The 19,078-nt window shown below is 69.8% G+C and carries 18 protein-coding genes; 5 read left to right on the top strand and 13 right to left on the bottom strand.

The window, feature by feature from the left end; genetic code table 11:
• Positions 1-397 precede the first annotated feature (397 nt).
• The 9 genes from HMPREF9336_RS09035 to HMPREF9336_RS08995 form a co-directional block, all read right to left on the bottom strand.
• Positions 398-3,169 (bottom strand): DEAD/DEAH box helicase, encoded by a 2,772-nt coding sequence (locus HMPREF9336_RS09035; RefSeq protein WP_021030396.1) that lies wholly within the window; start codon positions 3,167-3,169, stop codon positions 398-400.
• Positions 3,166-4,041 (bottom strand): twin-arginine translocase subunit TatC, encoded by an 876-nt coding sequence (gene tatC, locus HMPREF9336_RS09030; RefSeq protein WP_084206664.1) that lies wholly within the window; start codon positions 4,039-4,041, stop codon positions 3,166-3,168. The genes HMPREF9336_RS09035 and tatC overlap by 4 nt, the downstream gene beginning before the upstream one ends.
• Positions 4,042-4,148: 107 nt before the next feature.
• Entirely contained in the window at positions 4,149-4,454 is a 306-nt protein-coding gene (gene tatA, locus HMPREF9336_RS09025; RefSeq protein ID WP_007471106.1) for a Sec-independent protein translocase subunit TatA, read from the bottom strand.
• A gap of 15 nt (positions 4,455-4,469) precedes the next feature.
• Positions 4,470-5,483 (bottom strand): helix-turn-helix transcriptional regulator, encoded by a 1,014-nt coding sequence (locus tag HMPREF9336_RS09020; RefSeq protein ID WP_007471103.1) that lies wholly within the window; start codon positions 5,481-5,483, stop codon positions 4,470-4,472.
• The gene (locus HMPREF9336_RS09015; protein WP_021030394.1) at positions 5,483-6,595 is read right to left on the bottom strand and encodes a helix-turn-helix transcriptional regulator; all 1,113 of its coding nucleotides are present in this window, start codon (positions 6,593-6,595) and stop codon (positions 5,483-5,485) included. The genes HMPREF9336_RS09020 and HMPREF9336_RS09015 overlap by 1 nt, the downstream gene beginning before the upstream one ends.
• Positions 6,596-6,650: 55 nt before the next feature.
• Complete coding sequence (locus HMPREF9336_RS09010; RefSeq protein WP_021030393.1) at positions 6,651-7,007, bottom strand: hypothetical protein; 357 nt, start codon at positions 7,005-7,007, stop codon at positions 6,651-6,653.
• A 265-nt stretch (positions 7,008-7,272) separates the two neighbouring features.
• Positions 7,273-7,725 (bottom strand): DUF5130 family protein, encoded by a 453-nt coding sequence (locus HMPREF9336_RS09005; RefSeq protein WP_007471097.1) that lies wholly within the window; start codon positions 7,723-7,725, stop codon positions 7,273-7,275.
• A complete protein-coding gene (ctaJ, locus tag HMPREF9336_RS09000) occupies positions 7,715-7,936 on the bottom strand; it encodes an aa3-type cytochrome oxidase subunit CtaJ (RefSeq protein WP_021030392.1) in 222 nt (73 codons plus the stop codon). The genes HMPREF9336_RS09005 and ctaJ overlap by 11 nt, the downstream gene beginning before the upstream one ends.
• A gap of 56 nt (positions 7,937-7,992) precedes the next feature.
• Positions 7,993-8,544 (bottom strand): HNH endonuclease, encoded by a 552-nt coding sequence (locus tag HMPREF9336_RS08995; RefSeq protein WP_021030391.1) that lies wholly within the window; start codon positions 8,542-8,544, stop codon positions 7,993-7,995.
• Between the two features lie 326 nt (positions 8,545-8,870).
• Here HMPREF9336_RS08995 and HMPREF9336_RS08990 point away from each other — a divergent pair, with 326 nt between their 5' ends.
• The 4 genes from HMPREF9336_RS08990 to HMPREF9336_RS08975 are packed head-to-tail and all read left to right on the top strand — an operon-like array spanning position 8,871 to position 13,047.
• Positions 8,871-9,266 carry a globin gene (locus tag HMPREF9336_RS08990; protein ID WP_007471090.1) on the top strand — a complete coding sequence of 132 codons (396 nt, stop codon included), beginning with the start codon at positions 8,871-8,873 and terminating at the stop codon, positions 9,264-9,266.
• Positions 9,267-9,318: 52 nt separating this feature from the next.
• Positions 9,319-10,899, top strand: a complete 1,581-nt coding sequence (locus HMPREF9336_RS08985; RefSeq protein WP_007471088.1) for a glycoside hydrolase family 13 protein — start codon at positions 9,319-9,321, stop codon at positions 10,897-10,899.
• Between the two features lie 58 nt (positions 10,900-10,957).
• A complete protein-coding gene (locus tag HMPREF9336_RS08980) occupies positions 10,958-12,319 on the top strand; it encodes a hypothetical protein (RefSeq protein WP_040585345.1) in 1,362 nt (453 codons plus the stop codon).
• Positions 12,316-13,047, top strand: coding sequence for a hypothetical protein (locus HMPREF9336_RS08975; protein ID WP_007471085.1), 732 nt, complete (start codon positions 12,316-12,318; stop codon positions 13,045-13,047). Before HMPREF9336_RS08980 ends, HMPREF9336_RS08975 begins: the two co-directional genes overlap by 4 nt.
• 4 nt (positions 13,048-13,051) lie before the next feature.
• Here the strand turns inward: HMPREF9336_RS08975 and HMPREF9336_RS08970 are convergent, their stop codons facing one another.
• Complete coding sequence (locus HMPREF9336_RS08970; RefSeq protein ID WP_007471080.1) at positions 13,052-14,611, bottom strand: hypothetical protein; 1,560 nt, start codon at positions 14,609-14,611, stop codon at positions 13,052-13,054.
• Positions 14,612-14,710: 99 nt separating this feature from the next.
• Between HMPREF9336_RS08970 and HMPREF9336_RS08965 the strand changes: the two genes are divergently transcribed.
• Positions 14,711-15,352: an MBL fold metallo-hydrolase gene (locus HMPREF9336_RS08965; RefSeq protein ID WP_007471077.1), complete on the top strand. Its 642-nt coding sequence runs from the start codon at positions 14,711-14,713 to the stop codon at positions 15,350-15,352.
• Positions 15,353-15,375: 23 nt separating this feature from the next.
• On the opposite strand, the gene dnaJ is transcribed toward HMPREF9336_RS08965, so the two are convergent.
• The 3 genes from dnaJ to hemW all read right to left on the bottom strand — a co-directional run bounded on the left by dnaJ (position 15,376) and on the right by hemW (position 19,008).
• Positions 15,376-16,527 (bottom strand): molecular chaperone DnaJ, encoded by a 1,152-nt coding sequence (gene dnaJ / locus HMPREF9336_RS08960; RefSeq protein ID WP_040585343.1) that lies wholly within the window; start codon positions 16,525-16,527, stop codon positions 15,376-15,378.
• 166 nt (positions 16,528-16,693) lie between these two features.
• Positions 16,694-17,728: a heat-inducible transcriptional repressor HrcA gene (gene hrcA, locus HMPREF9336_RS08955; protein WP_007471073.1), complete on the bottom strand. Its 1,035-nt coding sequence runs from the start codon at positions 17,726-17,728 to the stop codon at positions 16,694-16,696.
• Between the two features lie 80 nt (positions 17,729-17,808).
• Entirely contained in the window at positions 17,809-19,008 is a 1,200-nt protein-coding gene (hemW, locus tag HMPREF9336_RS08950; RefSeq protein WP_007471071.1) for a radical SAM family heme chaperone HemW, read from the bottom strand.
• Positions 19,009-19,078 lie beyond the last annotated feature (70 nt).

Below are 19,078 nucleotides of genomic sequence, written 5' to 3'. Positions count from 1 at the left end.
TACCACGAATCGCTAGGCTGCACACCCCAGTTCCACCGGATGGACCGATCAACACGCTCTTGTCAAAAACCCGGCACCAGCTTATTCCAGCCTGGTAACACAATAGCAATACATGAGTAACCAACTGCCTTCCGCTTCATTAATTCATCCAATGCTCGCTGGTAGGTGGATTTATTTAGACGGATTCGAACTACGCCCTTCGCCAACTGGCGCGCATACACGCTGGCGCGTTTATACCCCTGAACAGCCAGTGGCTCTTAATCTGTCAAGTTTGTCAAGTTTGAGGCCGCGCCGCGAAAGACGAGAGAGCGATTCCGCCGCCCGCGCCTTCGCAAAATTGCGCTGGATCACGACGATCAGCGAGGAAACGCAGCAGACCGCCGCACGGACCCCAGAGCTACGCGCCGAGGGCCACGACGCCGCGCCGCACTCCTTCGATGGCCGCACGGGCCCGTTTCGCGAGCTCCTCGCTCGGGGCGAGGGATTCGATCTGGCCCAAAAGGTCGACCACCTGCCTGCACCAGCGGATGAAGTCGCCCGGAGAGAGGGAGAGCCCTCGGTGGCTGTCCAGCGCGTCGCCGAGGCTCGCGCCGTCTGCCCAGGCCCACATCGCGTGGGCGATGCCGGCGTTGGGCTCCCGCGTCGTCGGCAGGCCCCGCGCCTGTTCCGCCGAACGGACTTCGCTCCACAGCCGGGAGGTCTCGACAAAGGCGGTCTGCGCGGCCCTGGTCGGCATCCGAGACACCCGCTCGTCGTCCCCGCGCGGCTCGTAGAGGACGCAGGAGGCCACCGCCGCGAGCTCCGAGGGGGAAAGCTCCTCCCAGACCCGCCACCGCAAGCACTCGCAGATCAGCAGGTCGGACTCGCTGTAGGTGCGCCGCAGCATCCGGCCCAAGTCGGTGGTCGTCGGCCCCTCCTCCGAGCCCGGAGCCAGGTAGCCGAAATCTTCGAGCAACGCGGTGATCTGGTCGAACATCCTCGCCAGAGAGCCGGAGCGGCCGCCGATCTCCTCGCGGAGCCGCTCCACTTGCGCCGCAAGGGTCTGCTGTCTGCGCGCGATGGCCAGCACTTCTTCCCGTTGCCGCAGCCGGTGCACCGGGTGCTCGCGCAACGAGCGGTGCCCGTCGGACGCGGCTGCGCGCTCCCGCTTCGGCAACGGGGCGGGCAGGCTCTCCGTGTACGCCGTCAACCGGGCAGCGGTGTCGCGCTTGGTCCGCCCGTCGCGGGGTTCGAGGTGCTTGGGCACCGACATCGTCCCCGCCACGTGCGGGGCCTCGTGGGCGAAGTCCACCACGGAGATCTTGCCGCTCCAGCCCGCCTCTGTGAGCACGAGCGGGCGGGGGTGCGCGCCGTCGTGGTCGGGCGAGAGCACCACGGCCCACCCCTGCCGACGTCCGACCGGCACCCGGACCACGTCCCCGCGCCGCAACGCCCGCAGCCCGTCGCCGACCGAAGCCGCCTTGCCTTTGCGGTGCTGGGCGCGCGCCGGGCCGCTGCGCAGCTCGGCTTTGTTGGCCAGGTAGTCGAGCACGTCCGCCGCGCTTTGCGGCGAAGCCGCGATGTCGAGCCGCTTGGTCTCCCGTTCCAGCTCCTGCTCGCGCCTGGCGAGCACCACCGCGGCGGAGGACACCGAGCGGTCGGTCTGGAACTGGGCGAACGACTGCGCCAAAAGGCTCCGGCTCGCCGCGGGGCCGATCCGGTCGATGAGGTTGACCGACATGTTGTACGAAGGGCGGAACGAGCTGCGCAGCGGATAGGTCCGAGAGTCGGTCAGGCGCAGCATCGAAGCCGCGCGCACGCCGGGCTTCCAGCGCAGCACCGCGTGCCCGCGCGTGTCGATGCCCCGTCGGCCCGCCCGCCCGGTGAGCTGGGTGTACTCCCCAGGGGTCAGGTCCACATGCGATTCGCCGTTGAACTTCACCAAGCTCTCAAGGACGACCGAGCGAGCGGGCATGTTCACCCCGAGCGCGAGCGTCTCAGTCGCGAAGACGACCCGCACCATGCCCTTGACGAACAGCTCCTCCACGATGTGCCGCCAGAGCGTGAACATGCCGGCGTGGTGCGCCGCGATGCCGCGCTCGAGAGCCGACTTCCACGTGTCGTAGCCGAGGACCTGGAGATCGGCGGAGTCCAATTGCGCGGTGCGCTCCTCGATCAACGCGCGGACCTCGGCGCTCTGCTCCGGGGAGATCAGCCGCAACGGCGAGCGCAGGCATTGCGCCACCGCGTCGTCGCAGCCCGCGCGGGAGAAGATGAACCAGATCGCGGGCAGCAGCCGCTCCTCTTCGAGCTTGCTGATCACCCGAGTCCTCGGCAAGAGCGTCCGCCCCTGGGCGCGGCGGCGGTCGCGCGGCGGACCGCCCCGACCGCGGCCCCTTCTCGGGTCCTCGAAGCTCGCCAGCGCCTCCTGCTGCTTGATGTGGGCCTCAAGTTCGTGGCGCAGCCTGCGTTCGGCTTTCGAGAGCGCCCCGTCCGAGCCCCGCTCGCCGTGGCGCGGGTCCTCTGGTTCGAGGTCGAACATCCGGTCGCCGACCAGCACATGCTGCGAGAGCGGGATCGGGCGGCGCTCTTCGACCACCACCTCGGTGTCCCCCCGGACCGCCTGGAGCCACTCCCCGAACTCCTCCGCGTTGCCGACCGTCGCGGACAGGCTCACCACGACGACCTCGCGCGGGAGGTTCAAGATCACCTCTTCCCACACCGCGCCCCGGAACTGGTCGGCGAGGTAGTGCACCTCGTCCATCACCACGTGCGAGAGCCCGGCCAAGGTCGGCGAGTGCGCGTAGATCATATTCCGCAGCACCTCGGTCGTCATCACCACGACCGGGGCCTCCGAGTTCACCGAGACGTCCCCGGTCAACAGCCCCACCCGGTCGGCTCCGAGCAGGGCAGAGAAATCGGCGTGCTTCTGGTTCGACAGCGCCTTGATCGGCGTGGTGTAGAAGCATTTGCCCCCCTTGGCGACCGCGAGGGAGGCGGCGAACTCGCCGACGATCGTCTTGCCCGCCCCGGTCGGCGCGCACACCAGGGCTCCCCTGCCTTCCTGCACGGCCCGGCATGCCTGCTCCTGGAACGGGTCGAGCGCGAACCGCAGGCCCGCCTGGAACGTCGCGAGATGGTCCGGCCCGCCCTCGAACGCGGACGGGCGCTCTGTGCGCTCGGCGGTCATGTGATGTCCGCGTACGGTTGCTCGTCGGAGTCCTTGGACTCGGGCGACGGGATCGGCGCGGCTGGATCGATGGGGGCGGCCTCGTCGTCGGGGACTTCCGGCTCCAGCTGCCCCTTGCGGCCTTTGCGCCATTCTCTCAGGTGGGCGATCTGGGCGGCGAGCTCGAAGAGGACCGTGAGCGCCAGCGCCAGGGCGAGCATGGAGAAGGGATCCTGGCCGGGGGTGACGATCGCCGCGAAGACGAAAAGCCCGAAGATGATCCCCCGCCGCCAGGCGGAGATCTTCTCGTACGGGAGGACTCCGATGAAGTTGAGCGCCACCACCAAGAGCGGCAGCTCGAAGCTCAGCCCGAAGATGATCAAGATGTTGACCAGCACGTCGAAGTACGATTCGCCGTCCATCCCCTGGACCTGCAGCTCGCCGCCCGCCTGGAACAAGAATTGCAGCGCCTGCGCGAACATGAAGTACGCGAGGACAGTCCCGGCCACGAACAGGACGGCGGCGGGCGCCACGAAGCCGACGGCGTAGCGGCGCTCGTGCGAGTACAGGCCGGGGGTGATGAACGCCCAGATCTGGTACAGCCACATGGGGCAGGCCAGCACCACGCCCGCGAGCAACGCGATTTTAAACCTGAGCAGGATCTGGTCGAACGGCTTGATCGCCAAAAGGCGGCAGGAGCCGTCCTTTGTGAGATTGGCCCGGTACTGCTCGGGCACCGAGCAGTAGGGCTGGCGCAGCAGCTCGCCGAGGCTCGGCCCGCCGAAGAGACCGTGGCTGTACCAGAAGAATCCGACCACGCTGGTCAGCGCGATCGCGAACAGGGCGATCAACAGTCGGCGGCGCAGCTCGTAGAGATGCTCCACGAGCGACATCACGCCGTCGGGGTTCTCCGGCCGCCGACGCAGCCAGGAGGTCAGCTTGGGCCCGAGCCTGAGCCGACGCAGCACGCTCCCGGCCGACCGGGAGCCCGCACTCGCCACTAGGCGGTTGTGGCGTGCGAGGCCTGCTCGTTCGCCTGCTGCGAAGGCGCGGCGGCCAACGCCTGTTGCGCCGGCGCGGCAGGGGCCGTTCTGCCTTCTCCCCCGCTCGCAGGCCCCTGGGCCGGAGCCTGGCCCTCGGGCTTCGCCTCGTCCCCGTCCTCAGAGTTCATCTGCCGGACCTCGGACTTCAGGATCCGAAGCGAACGTCCGAGGCCACGCGCCGCGTCCGGCAGCCGCTTCGAGCCGAAGAGCAGCACGAGGACGACCAGAACGACCACCCAGTGCCATACGCTCAAACTTCCCATAGTGGGATCACCTTCCTAAGACGTCTGTCCCGTTGATTCTACCCCTCCGGGCTGAGAGTTCGCTGAAGCCGCATACCTGCGCAACGCGAGCCGGGCCGAATCTGCGGTGTCGGCCGCCAGCTCACCAGGGTCGAGCAGCCGGATCTCCGTGCCGTGGCCGAGCAGAAACCGGCGCAGCCAGTCGGGCGAGCCGTATCCGAGCTTGGCCAGCAGCCATCCGTCTTCGGTCTGGGGGCGGCTCCCGCTCGCGGACGAGTCCTCCAACACGGTCATGCCGTGGTGCTCGATCGCCCACGCCGCCTGGGGGGACACCGCCACCAGCGCCTGCGGCGACCCCTCGGTCTCCCCCCAGAACCCGGCGGGGACCGCTGGCGCGGCCTGCGGCCGCGACGGCTCGTCCAGCTCGGTCGCGTCGTCGAGCCGGTCCAGCCGGAACAGCCGGACCGCTTGCGAGGCGCGGCACCACGCCTGGATATAGGAGCCTCGGCCTTGGATCACCACTCGGATCGGGTCGATGACCCGGTCCGTCACCGCGTCGCTGGTGGCCGAGTAATACCGGATCCGCAGAGCCCGGCCCCGCGCCAGCGCGGCACGGGCGGCGCGCACGGCTGGCGACTCCGGCTCGGGCTGGGCGGGAGGGACGGCGCTCTCCCCTTGGCTCGCAGCCTCGATCTTCGCGATGGCCGAGAGCGCGGCGGTGGGGTCGACGCCGCTCGGCAGCTCGGCGAGCGCGCGCAACGCCACCACCAAGAGCGTCGCCTCGGTCCGGGTGAGGCGCAACGGGCGGTCCACCCCCGCGGAGAAGCCGACTTCGACGCCGTCCCCCGCGAACGAGATGTCGATCAGGTCGCCGGGGCTGTAGCCCGGCAGACCGCAGAGCCAGAGCTGGTTCAAATCGCGATGCAGGTCCGCGACGCTCATGCCGAGCGCCTTGGCCGCGTCGCGGACGTTCTGCCCAGGGTGGGCGCGGAAATACGGGATGATGCTGAGCATCCGCGTCAACCGGGTCGCGAGGTTCGTCGGCGGCATCAGCTGCCTCCCAGCTGGCGGTCTGCGGCGTTATTTCGCCCCTCGTGCACGCTCCGCCCGCCCAGCACACGTCGGGGCTCATGGCCTGGCATCTCATCCACCTGGGAAGCAGCTAACCCTCCCCCGGCAGGACCGGCGACCGCTTCCAGCCGAGCGACGACCTCGTCGCGCAGCCGGTCCGGCTCGAGCGCGACCGCGTGCGAGCCGAAGCCCGCGACCGCGCGGGCGAGCGTCTGGACCGAGCTCAACGCGATCTCGACCAGATCGCCGACCGCCCCGTCCAGCTCCCGCTCCCCCACGACGGAGCCGAGCCTGCGCAGCCCTTCCGCCTCGCCTCTGGCCACCCAGACCAAGGCTTTCCCCTCCGGCCTCGGCGGGTCGACAAGCTCGACGACTTTCGCCCGCAGCTGCTCGGGGGTGTAGAGCGAGTCGGTCTCCGCCCGTCCCGCGTCTTTGACCGCGCCGTGCAGCCGGGAAAGCCGGAACGTGCGCGGCGCGTCGCGGTCGATGTCCCAGCCGAGCACGTACCACCGGCCCCGGTGGGTCACCACCCCCCATGGCTCCAACGTCCGGGTCGTCAGGGGCCGGGTCGGGTCGGCCCGATAGTCGAACCGCACTCGGCGGCCGGCCTCCGCCGCGCCGACCAGGGCGGTGAACACCTCTTCCGATCCGCGCGAGCCAGGTTCGACCTGCCAGACCACGTCCACGACGGGCGCGTCGGAGGGAGAGATCGGCGACCCCGCCGCCCGCAGTTTGACCAGCGCGCGGTCCACCGTCCCGGCCAGCTCCTTGGTCTGCCACAGCGCGCCCGCCACCGCGACCGCCGCCGCCTCCTCGGGCGTGAACACGATTTCGGGCAGCTCGTACGCGTCGCGGCGGATGCGGTAGCCGACGCCGCCGTACGTGCGAGAGATCTTGCCCGTCTCGATCGGCACCCCGAGTTCGCGCAGCTCGGCTTTGTCCCGCTCAAACATCCGCTCGAAGGCCTCCTCGCTGGGGGCTTCCGAATAGCCGGAGACCGAGGAGCGGATCTGCTCTGCGGAAACATAGCCCCGAGCCGAGAGCAACGCGATCACGAGATTGATCAGCCGTTCGACCTTCGGGGTTGCCACAGCTGTTTAGGGTACCGCGCCGCGCGGCGCCTCGGGGACAAGCGCAGCGGCGCGGTCAATCGGCCTTCCCGCCTGCGCGCCGCCGCCAGATCTCGAACCCCGGAACGACCGGGACCAGGGCGCACAGCGCGAAAACCACGGTCACGAAGGCTTTCCCGCCCGTGGTCAGCTGCGACAGGGCCGTCATCACGATGCCGAGCCCGACGAGAACGAGCAGCCCGGACATCGCGCAGAGCGCGCCGACCGTCCAGCTCCCGCGAAGCACGCGCGCGAGGCTCCCGCCGACGCGCAGCAGCTCCAATCGCCGCAGCACCGAAGCCAGCGAACTCGCCGCCACCAACACGCACCCCGCGACGCACAGCGCGACGCCTGCCGCGAACGCGACGCCCGGCGGATCCGGATCGTCCCCCACACGCTCGCCGCGACGAACCAGCCGAAAGAACCGACAACGCCCGTCGCGCCGACGAAGACGGCCAGCGCGACCGCCGCCAAGGGCCAATGCGCGCGGCGCGAAAGCGATTGCTCTGCCGCGTCCCGCCCTGTCTCTGTCATCCGAGCACATCCTCCGGTGGCACGTCGCGCACCGGCTCGACTGTCGTCAACATCCCCGAACGCTCCGGCGCGCACAGCATGTCGGGACGGAGCCGACGCCCGCCGACTCCGAAACGCTCTTGCCGTTAGACAGGCTCGATGGCGCTGGCGATCACCCGGATCGCCGCAATGGTCGCGTCGACCAGAGCGCTGTCCCGCGCTTTGCCCTTCGCCTGGGAGAGCACGCTCGTCGCCGCCGCAACACCGAGTTGGAGCACCGGCTCGGTCGCCCGCTCCACCCCGGAGCCCGAGACGACCACGACTTTGCGCTCATTCGGCGAGATCGCGATCAAAACGCCCCGCTGCGCCTCGGGCACGTGCGGGAAAACCTGCTTCGCGCCTGCCAGCGCGTCCGCGCCGAGATCGCCGATCCGCACCGAGAACTGCACACCGGTGTCCCGAGTGGCGCGGACGAGCGCGTCGTCCACCGCGACACGCTGGTCGATGTCGAACGGGAGATGGGTCAACGGCTCCTCGGGGTCGAGCGCCGTCGAGACCACTGGCACGCGCTCGCCGTGCGCGACAAGATCACCACTCACCGCTGACCGCCTTTCCGACCACGTCGCCGTGGCCGTGCTCGCCGCCGTGGCCGACCTCGTCCACCGCGCTCCACAACACCGCGCCAGCCGTCCACGGCTCGCCGACCCGGTACTGCGCGGGCCGCGCGCGGCCCTTCGCAAGGAAATAGGTCAGCACCGCGACGATCGCGATCACCACCAGCGGAAGGCTATGAAGGAGTGGCACAGGCATGCGCACACTCTACCAAGCGCCCCAGGCGCGCTCGGATCACGTCCGGCTTGTCCGGATCACGCCGTCCGCTGCTCAAACGGACCGGCCTCCTCCGCCTCGCCCAAGTAGCGCCGCCATGCGCTGGGGTGCTCTCCGGAGACGAACCTCGGCACCGCCCCTTTGGGGGCCGAGGGCGCGTCGCGCAGCGTCCAGCCGAGCTCGGAGAGCAACCGGTTGCCCTTCTTGTGGTTGCACTTCTGACACGCGGCCACGACGTTGGTCCACACATGCTGCCCGCCTCGAGAGCGAGGCACGACGTGGTCGATGGTCTCCGGCTTGCCGCCGCAGTACACGCAACGGTGCTTGTCCCGCGCGACCACCGCGGTCCGGGTGAGCGGGACGGTCGCCCGGTACGGGATGCGGACATACCGCGACAGCCGGATGACGCTGGGCACTTGCAGCTCCGCGCGCTCCGAGCGCGCCAGCAGGTTCGTCGGCTCCACGAGTTCGGCGCGGTCGGAGTACACCAGCACGACGGCGCGGCGGTGCGGGATGATGTTGAGCGGCTCGAAGCCCACGTTCAGGACCAGCGTGGCGCCGCCAGCGAGTGATCGGCGGTGTGACGGCATCTTCGTGGCGCTCCTGACGCTGTTGGAGCTTGATCGGCGAAAATCCGGTCAGCGAATCGGGAAAGATATTCGCGATCGCGCGGAACCGGACTGACAGACCAATGCTCTTCCTCTCTCTATCGAGTACTCGGGTGAAACTCCCTCTTACTTCCTACCTTCCTACCACGCGCTGGCGTTTCTCGCCCGTTATTTCTTCGTTTGCGACAGCTCCGGCCCGATCCGGCGGAATCCGTCGCGTGAGCAGGAGCCTTCGGAGCCGCCAACGCGGCCGGAGGCCCGCCCGTCGCCCCTCCGCAGCGAGCGAAGCCGGCGTGGCAGAATGGTCCATGATGACTGACGCAGCGCCGCAGAGCTTTTACGAGGCAGTCGGCGGAGCCGGGACGTTCGAGACCATCACCAAAGGCTTCTACGCCGAGGTCGCCAAGGACCCGCTGCTCGCGCCCATGTACCCGGACGACCTCACCGAGTCCGAACTCCATTTCCGCCTGTTCCTCCAGCAATACTGGGGCGGCCCCCGGACGTACTCGGAGCAGCGCGGCCACCCGCGCCTGCGCATGCGCCACGTCCCCTTCGTGATCGGCCCCGCCGAGCGCGACGCGTGGTTGCGCTGCATGCGCGCGGGCGTGGACTCGGTCGGCGAGGACGTCATGGACCAAGCGCACCGCCAGGAGCTCTGGGCCTACCTGGAGATGGCGGCGGACTCGCTCATGAACGCTCCGTAAAAGCCAACGCCGACAGCGTGCGCGATCCGCCGGAGGCGGGCAGAATGGCCATATGACGCAATCCGGCCCTTGGTGGAAAGACGCTGTCCTGTACCAGGTCTACCCCCGCTCGTTCAAGGACGCGAACGGAGACGGGGTCGGCGACCTCGACGGGGTGGTCGAAGGGCTCGACCACCTTGTCAGCCTCGGCGTCGACGGCTTGTGGCTCAGCCCCATCATGCGCTCGCCGATGGCCGACCACGGCTACGACGTGAGCGACCCCCGCGACGTCGACCCGCTCTTCGGCGGCATCGAGGCGTTCGAGCGGCTGCTGGCCGCGGCGCACGGCAGAGGGCTGAAGCTCATCATGGACCTGGTGCCCAACCACTCCAGCGACCAGCACCCGTGGTTCCAGGCCGCGCTCGCGGCGGGCCCGGACAGCCCCGAGCGGGGCCGCTACATCTTCCGCGACGGCAAAGGCGAGAACGGCGACGAGCCGCCGAACAACTGGCCCAGCATCTTCGGCGGCCCGGCGTGGACCCGCGTCCCCGGGCAGGACGGCGCGCCGGGACAGTGGTACCTGCACATCTTCGCGCCGGAGCAGCCGGACCTGAACTGGGAGAACCCTGAAGTCCTCGCCGACCTTGAGACGACGCTGCGGTTCTGGCTCGACCGAGGCGCGGACGGGTTCCGCATCGACGTGGCGCACGGGATGGCCAAACCCCCGGGGCTGCCGGACATGACCACCGTCGGTTCGGGCCTCTTGGACCACAGCCCCGGCGACCTTCGGTTCAACCAGCCCGCCGTCCACGAGATCCACCGCCGCATCCGCGCCGTGTTGGACGAGTACCCCGACAAGATGGCGGTCGGGGAGATCTGGGCTCGCGACGACAAAACGTTCGCCGCCTACCTGCGGCCCGACGAGCTGCACCTCGGGTTCAACTTCAAGCTCGTGGAGGCCGAGTTCGAGGCCAAACAGATCCGCGAGGCGATCACCCGCTCCTTCGAGGCCGTGCGGTCGGTGGCCGGAACGGCGACATGGACCCTGTCCAACCACGACGTCGAGCGAGAGACGACCCGCTACGGAAGCGGGGAGATCGGCCTCGCGCGGGCTCGGGCCATGGCGCTGGTCGCGCTCGCGCTCCCCGGAGTCGTCTTCGTGTACAACGGCGCGGAGCTCGGCCTCGAATCCGTCCCGCTGCCCGACGAGGCGCTCCAAGACCCCATCTGGGAGCGCTCCGGGCACACCCTCCGGGGCAGGGACAGCTGCCGCGTCCCGCTGCCGTGGTCCGGCGACGAGCCCCCGTACGGGTTCAGCAGCGCCGACGACACCTGGCTCCCCATGCCGGAGGGCTGGGGGAACGTGACCGTCGCGCGCGAGGGGGCCGAGGACGGCTCGACGCTGGCGCTGTACCGCCGTGCCATCGAACTGCGCCGCGCCCGCCCCGAGTTCGCCGAGGCCGAGTTCGAGTGGCTGGACGTGCCGGAGGGCCAGCTCGCCTTCCGCCGAGGCGGCCTGCTCTGCGCGCTCAACGCGACAGAAGCCCCCGTCCCCCTGCCCGAAGGCGAGGTGCTGCTCGCCAGCGCCCCCATCGACGGCGGAACGCTGGCTCCGAACACGGCTGTTTGGGTGGCGCCGAACGCAGGAGCGTAGTATCCTCCGTAGGATATTCAGCCCCGGCAACGAGGTCGGGGAGATGGAGGAGGATCCTTTGACCGAGCGAGCACCGGCGCCGCCGCCGGGGTTCCCCGCAGGTTTGCCGCCTTCCCCCGGCCTGGCGAGCGGCTACCCCGCCAGGAGGACCGCCGCCAGCCAATCCGCCTCCGGCACGGCGCCCGGCCCCTCTGGGCCGGGCGGGGTCGCAGTGCTCGACCAGGCCCGTCCAGGCGGGCCGTCCTCGCCGTTCAACCGGGGCCCTGTCCAGTCCCCGTTCGCCCACCCGCAATCGGGCCAAGCCCGACCGGGCACGCCGCCCGGACCGCCGCCGCAGTCCCCGTTCACCCGGCCTTCGGAGCACGCGTCGCCGTTCACGGCCCCGCCGGGGACGACGCTTCCGCCGCCCTCCCCCTCCCCGTTCGCCCCCGCTTCCGCCGTTTCCCCCGCCGCCTTCGCGCCGCCGCCGGGCCAGACGACCGGCGCGGCGGGCCAACAGGCCGCTTTCCCGCCCGGCCCCGCGTTGCCGATCCGGGCAAGGCCCAGAGCCCAAGGCCCGCTCTACGCCGGGCGGCCCGCTGCTTCGTTGCGGCCGATGCCGTTCACCCCCTTGGTGGCCCAGCCGTCCAGCCTCACCGCCCCGCCGCCCCGCCCGCAGTCGGCCAAGGCCGATAACAAGGGCCCGCTCATCGCGGGCGCGCTCGTCGTCGTCGCGGTGGTCTCCGTGGTGGCGATGTTCGCCTTCTCCTCGAACGGGGGCGGCGGCCAAGCGCCGAAACCGCCTTCGCCGTTCGGCAGCCACACGGTGGAAGAGCTGGCCGGATACCTGCCCGTCCAAGCCCCCGACGGCTGGACGATCGTCAGCGAGCAGTCGCCAGGTCCGGGCGGGCTCGTCGACGGTTTGGGCCCGGAGAACGGCTCCAGCCCCGTCGACCCGTCGATGAGCACGAACCCCTCCGACTGCGCGCAGCCGATCAAGCCGGAATCCGTCGCCTGGGCCGCGAAAGCCCTGATCCGCAGCAAAGTCGTCAACACGATCACGAACCTGCCCGACAGCGTGGTGGTGATGATCGGCGTGCAGCGCTCTGGTTCTGACGCCATCGCCGAATACCGAAGCTCCTTGTCTTCCAAATGCTTGAACTACACCTTCACCAACCCGCAGACCTCCGCTTCCGTCGCAGTCCGGCAAGAGCTGATCGGCAATAAGTCGTTCCCCAACGCAGACGCGAGCCTCGGAGTGAAAGTCGCACAGGACGAAGAGCCCCGGCGTGGGCTGCTGAACTGGGTCACCGTCGCGCTCAAGCACGACATCGTGGTCAAGACGATGGCGAGCGAGTACAACAGCACCGACCTTGCCGACACCGACATGAGCGCCATACTGCAAAAAGTCGCGCAACCGGCGCTCTCGGCCCCGAAGTGACGCCCAGGACCGGGCGCAAACCGAATCTGCGCGTCCCCTCGTTCGCGGCGATCACGATCGTGACCGTCGTCCTGGTCATCGCGGCGGCGCTCGCGATCCTCGGGCGGATCACGCATATGGGCGACGCGCCCCCGCCGCCGGTCGTCGCCACCCAAAAGCCGAGCCTCGCCGAGAAAACCCCCGACGAGCTCCGAGCCGCGCTCATGGCCCAGACGGACGTCCCCGCGTATCTGACGATCGACACGAGGCGCAAGAGCCCGGTCACCGCGCAAAGCTCGAAACCTCCGGACTGCTCGACGCGTCTGCTCAGCGAACGGGACAAACCGCTGGTCGAAGCCAACGCGTACGCGCCCGACTTCAACGGCATGTTCTACGACGGCCGATACGCCGTCGAACTGTTCCTCCGGCCGCAAGACGGCGAGGGGAGCCTGGTGGACTTCGCCCGAGGCTGGCTGGCGCGATGCGGGTCTTTCACCGTCTCCCTCAGCGGCAGCCCCGAGGCGTACCCGGCGTACGCCGTCCCGATCCCTTTGGAAGTCCCAGGGAGCGACAGCAGCCTCGGCGTCAAAGTGACTTACGCGTTCGCCAAATCCGACCCGTTCCGCAACGAGGTCTTCTACTACGCGATCGCCCGGATCCGCGACATCGACGTCCTCGTCCTCTCCGGCCTCCCCGGCGTGGCCGAGGAGCTGGCGGGCAAGGCCGCCGCCAAACTCGTCAATTTGTGAGCTCTCAGCCGAGCAGCTGCACGGGCCGCACCGGAGCCGAAGCGCCCGGCACCGGGTGCAAGAAAGAAAGATGCGGCGTGTAATGGTCCACCACGAGGTCCGAAGGGCAGCGCCACAGCTCGCGCAACAGCCAAACCTGTGTCGCGCGGACTTGGTCGGCCGCGTCCAGATAGCACTGGTTGAGCAGTTCCACGACCCGCTCCGGCGAATGGGCCGCCCACGCCTCGGGCGGCGCTGAGACCGCAGTCGGAGCGCAGTCCGCGCCGACAGTCACCGCGAGCAGCGAATCCGGACTGCGCTCGGTGACGAGCACCCCCGCCGCTTTGGCGTACAGGCGGTCGACCCATGCCGGATCTTTCCCCTCCGCGCAACAGCGCTTGGTCGCCACGCGCAGGCCGAAGCGCTCGGCCCGCTCGTCCACCGGCGGAGCGGCCTCCGCGCCCGTCCGCCCCCACCAGGAATGCGTCCACAGCAGCGGCGCGATCACCGGGTCCGGGCGCACTTCGACGATGGGGCCGCCGTTCCAGTTCTCTGCCACCTTCGCGAAGCAGGCCTCGCGGGCGGCGTGCAGACCTGCCTCGTACCAGCGCGTGTCGACCGGCGTTCCCGCAGGCGAAACCCGCCTCGGCAGCCCCGAGGCGTCCACCGCGAGCTCCGCGCCCTCTGGCAAGGCGCACCAGCCCATGACCTCGCGCGCGGACGGCTCGCCGGGACAGAGCGCCTCGGCGACCAAGGTCGTCGAGAACGCCTCGACCGAACCGAGCATCTCGAAGCACGGCCAACTCGTCGGGCGCTCGCGCTGCACCTGCGCGGCTTCCCACAGCGCGCTCTCCGGCCTCGGCCATTGCGTCCAGCTCGCGGTGTAGGAGCGCAACAGGTGCGGAGCCCGCGTCCACGACCGCGCGGTGAGCTCGCGCAGCATCCCCCGCATATAGCCGCACGCCACCATGTGCAGCTTGCGGGTGACCGCCGCCAGCAGCCCCGCCGTGTACCGATCCGAGACGTCCGGGGAAACGAAGACCCCAGCCACCGCGCCGCACGCGTCGACCGCCACTTGGATCCGCCGATCCGGGGAACTTGCCCACGCCAGTTGCCGCAACAGCACCTCACGCAGCTCCGCCGGAGAGGACTGGCAGTCCACCAGCAACGGCCGCTCCCCTTCCGGCGGAGGGACCGGATCGGGGAACCCCCAGTTCCGGTAGGCGTCCGGGAAGATCTCCACCCCGAGGACGAGCGGCACCACGTCCGGAGTGGCCGCCGGTCCGGGGGCCGAGGCGCAACCGAGGATCTCGTGCTCGCCGAGCCCTCGCGCGGCCTCCGCCAACTGGCGGGTGCGCTTGGCGAACATCGCTTCGCGCGCCTCGCTGGCCAGGCGCGCCAACCACACCGCCTCTGCGAAGGTGCGCGCGAACCCCTCCACCCGCACCGCCCGCCCGTAGCGGTCGACGCTCACACGCGTCGCCCCGTCCGGGCTCACCGCACTCGCGCTCGTCCGCTCGGCGTAGACCGCGAGCGCTGCCACCGGGTCGACGCTCGGCGCGGAATCAGCGGCGGGCGCGGACATCGCCCCTCCGCTCCGTGGAAACCGAACACATCACTCGCACATATAGTATGACTGCCGGGGTGCCTGATTGGTTCCATACGACTTTCCAAGGAGAACTTCATGACCGATCCCCAAACCGTCCAGACAGTCGAACTCCCCGGCTCGCGGGTCAGCTGGATCTCGGTCGGCCCGATGGATAACAACGTCTACCTGGTCGAAGACCTCGCGACGAGGACCGCGCTGCTCATCGACGCCGCGAACGAGACCGAGCGGATTCTGCAGCTGGTCGAGGGCTCCGGTTCGAAGGTCGGGCTCATCCTCACCACGCACCAGCATCCCGACCATTGGCAGTCCCTCGCCGACGTCGCCAAAGAGCTCGGCGCGCCGACCGCCATCGGCAGGCTCGACGCCCCTGGCGTGCCGGTGCCCGCAGATCAGCTGCTCGCCGACGGGGACGAGCTGCGGATCGGCGAGCTGCGGCTGCCGGTGGTCGAGCTGCGCGGCCACACGCCCGGCTCGGTCGCGGTGTCCCTCGCCAGCGAAGGAGCCCCGACGCATGTCTTCACCGGCGACTCGCTCTTCCCCGGCGGGGTCGGCAAGACCACCAGCCCGGAGGACTTCGCCTCGCTCATCGGGGACGTGGGCGAGCGGATCTTCGGCCGCCTGCCCGACTCGACCGTGGTGCACCCCGGGCACGGCAACGGCACGACGCTCGGCGTCGAGCGCCCTCACCTCGAAGAATGGCGCGAGCGGGGCTGGTGAGCCCCGGCTCGGGCAAGAACGGCTCAGCGGCCCCGGAACGCCTCTTTCAACCGCGAGAACAGACCGCCGGTGTGGTTCGAGGCCGCTGAGACGACTTCCGGCTCCTCGTCGCGCAAATCGCGGAATTCGCGCAGCTTCTCGGCCTGCTTATGGTCCAGACGGGCGGGGACGACCACGTCCAGGTGCACGTGCAATGTGCCGCGCACGCCGCCGCGCACCTGCGGCATGCCCTGGCCGCGCAGCTCGACCACCGCGCCGGGCTGTGTGCCCGCCGCCACTTCGACCAACGCTTCCTCGCCAAGGATGGTCGTCATAGGGATCGTCGCGCCGAGCGCGGCGTCCACGACCGGGACGCGCACCGTGCAATGCAGGTCGTCGCCGTTGCGGAAGAACACAGGGTGCGGTCGTTCGCGCACTTCGACGTACAGGTCGCCTGCCGCGCCGCCGCCCGGTCCGACTTCGCCCTGGCCCGCGAGCCGGACCCGGACGCCCTCGCCGGCCCCTGCCGGGATGTCCACCGTGATCGAACGGCGCGCCCGCACCCGGCCCGCGCCGGAGCACTTCCCGCACGGGTCCTGCACCACCTCGCCCGCGCCGGAGCAGGTGGGGCAGGGCCGCGCCGTGACCATCTGGCCGAGGAAGGAGCGCTGCACCGACTGCACCTCGCCGGAGCCGCCGCAGGTGGCGCAGCGCGTCGGTTTGCCGCCGCTGGCGCTGCCCGAGCCGACGCAGAGGTCGCACAGGATCGCGGTGTCCACGGTCAGCTCTTTGCGCGAGCCGGTCGCGCATTCCTCAAGGTCCAACGTCACCCGGACCAGCGCGTCCGACCCGGCCTGCACGCGGCCCCTCGGCCCGCGCGACCGGCCGCCGCCCCCCGCGCCGAACCCCTGGCCGAAGAACGCCTCGAACACGTCCGAGAGGCCCCCGAAGCCGCCGAACCCGTCGAAACCCGCGCCGCCCCGAGGGTCGAGCGGGTCGCCGCCCGCGTCCACGATCTGCCGCTTCTGCGGATCGGAGAGCACTTCGTAGGCGGTCGTCACCTCTTTGAACCGCTCCTCCTCGGCGGGGTTGACGTCGGGGTGCAACTCCCGGGCCAACCTCCGGTAGGCCCGCTTGAGCTCCTGATCGTTCGCCGAACGGTCGACGCCCAAAATCGCATAGTAGTCTCGCGCCACGTTGTTCCTCATAGTCGTCATTCCAAAGCCATAGTCTCAGATTTCCAGCTGCCACGTTCCCTCGACATTATGTGAATTCTTGGAAACGTTGGCAAAATCCCAGTTCAGCGGCATCATTATGCCGTACGCATATATCGGAGGGCTGACCGGGCCCGCCGCGCCGGGATCAACGTTCGGCCAGTACCTCGCCCACGTACCTCGCCACGGCCGACACGGCGGCGATCGTGCCCGGATAGTCCATCCGAGTCGGGCCGACGACGCCGACGCCGCCGAACACCGCGCCGTCGGTCCCGTACGCCGTGGACACGACCGACGCGCCGCGCATCTGCTCGGAACGCGTCTCCTCGCCGATCTGCACCATGACCATGCCCGGGTCCTGGGCCGCCGCGAAGAGCTTGAGCACCACGACCTGCTCTTCGAGCGCTTCGAGCACGGACCACAACGAGCCCGAGAAGCCCTCGAAGTCCGCCGCGTTGCGGGTGAGGTTCGCCGCCCCGCCGACCACGAGCCGCTCCTGCGGGCGCTGGACCAGGGATTCCACCAGGCCGGTCGCGATGGTGACGATGTGCCCGCGCAAATTCGGCTCGGCCTGCTCGGCGAGCTCCATGGCCGCAGTGCTGGCCAAGTCGAGGCGCTTGCCCGAGAGCGCCCGGTTGAACAGCGTGCGCAAGGAGGCTGTGGTCTCCTCGTCCACGTCGTCTGCGAGCTCGACGGTCCGCTGGTCCACCCTGCCGGAGTCCGCGATGAGGACGAGCAGCAACCGCCGGGGGGTGAGCGAGACGATCTCAAGGTGCCGCACGCTCGCGGTGACCAGCGTCGGGTATTGGATCACCGCGACCTGCCGCGTGAGCTGGGTGAGCAGCCGAACGCTGCGCATGAGCACGTCGTCGAGGTCAACGCCGTGCTCGAGGAACTGCAGGATCGAGCGTCGCTCCGCAGACGAGAGGGGTTTGATCTCCGCGATGCGGTTGACGAACTCCCGGTAGCCGCGTTCGGTCGGCACGCGGCCCGAGCTGGTGTGGGGCTGCGCGATGTAGCCCTCCGCCTCGAGGACGGCCATATCGTTGCGGACCGTCGCGCTGGAAACCCCGAGCCCGTACCGGTCCACGAGCGCTTTCGAGCCGACCGGCTCCTGCGTCGCCACGTAGTCGGTGACAATGGCTCGCAGGATCTCGAACCGCCGCTCCTGAGGGCTCGTCATGCTCGTCATCACCTCCTAGAGATGATTATTTTACGCCCCCAGCGCCGAAACGCCACAACAACGCGCAGCGCTGGCCCCGGCTAGGCGCTGAGCAGCCGCACCGCCAGCCCGTCCGCGAGCATTCGGGACGAGGGGGCGAGCGCGATCCGGTCCGTCTGCTCCAGCAGCAGTCCTTCCGCGACGAGCTGTGCCGCGCGGTCCAGCTCCGGTCCGCGCAGCACAGCTCGGGCGACGCCCTCGCGCACCCGCAGCCGCAGCATCACGTCCTCGGTGTGCCGCTCCTCGTCGGTGAGCGCCTCGAAACCCGCGACCGGAGCGCGGCCCGAGGCGGCCAGCGCCGCGTGGCGGGCAGGATGCTTGGCGTTCCACCACCGCACCCCGTTCACATGGGAATGCGCCCCTGGCCCCGCGCCCCACCAATCGCCGCCCTGCCAGTACCCGAGGTTGTGCCTGCACCGGGCTTCCGGGCTTTTCGCCCAGTTCGAGACCTCGTACCATTCGAACCCCGCCGCCGCCAGCGCTTCGTCCACCATCGCGTGGCGTTCGGCCAGCACGTCGTCGTCCGGCGCGGCCAGCTCCCCCTTCGCGACCGCCCGCCCCATGGCGGTGCCCTGGTGGACGGTGAGCGCGTAGGCGGAGACGTGGTCCACTGGAGCCTGCACGACCGCCGCGAGGCTGCGCGCGAGGTCCGGCTCCGTCTCGCCGGGCGTCCCGTAGATGAGGTCGAGGTTGACGTGCTCGATCCCAGAGGCGCGCGCCTCCTGCGCCGCTCGCGTCGCCCGCCCCGGCGTGTGCGCCCTGTCGAGGACCGCGAGCACATGGGCCGCCTCGGACTGCATGCCGAGCGACACTCTCGTGTACCCGGCGGCCCGGATCCCTTCGAAGAAGGCCGGCGAGGTGGACTCGGGATTCGCCTCGCAAGTCGCTTCGAGGGATTCGGCCATCGGGAAGCGCGCGCCGATCGCGTCCAGCACTCGGGCGAGCCCTGCCGCGCCGAGCAGGGACGGGGTGCCGCCGCCGACGAAGACCGTGCGCACCGTGGGCGGGCCGCCCGCGCGGCCCAGCGCCGAGGCGGCCAAGTCCAGCTCTTGGCCGAGTGCTGTCAACCACTCTCCCGTCCCGCTGCGCCCGCCAAGCTCCCCCGGCGTGTAGGTGTTGAAATCGCAGTACCCGCAACGGCTCGCGCAGAACGGGACGTGCACATACACTCCGAACGGCGCATCTGGGCTCGGGCTGAGCGAATCGACGGGGAACCCGTCTTCGATCGCGGCAGCAGGCACTGGCGAGGAAGTCACAAGTCCAGTGTGCGGCAAGCGGGCTCCAAACTCAGAATCCTCCCTTACAATAGGT

This window comes from Segniliparus rugosus ATCC BAA-974 (genome assembly GCF_000185725.2).
Lineage (GTDB): Bacteria > Actinomycetota > Actinomycetes > Mycobacteriales > Mycobacteriaceae > Segniliparus > Segniliparus rugosus.
The sequence above is the reverse complement of the archived record's forward strand: the minus strand, read 5'-3'. Positions and strand labels throughout refer to the sequence as shown.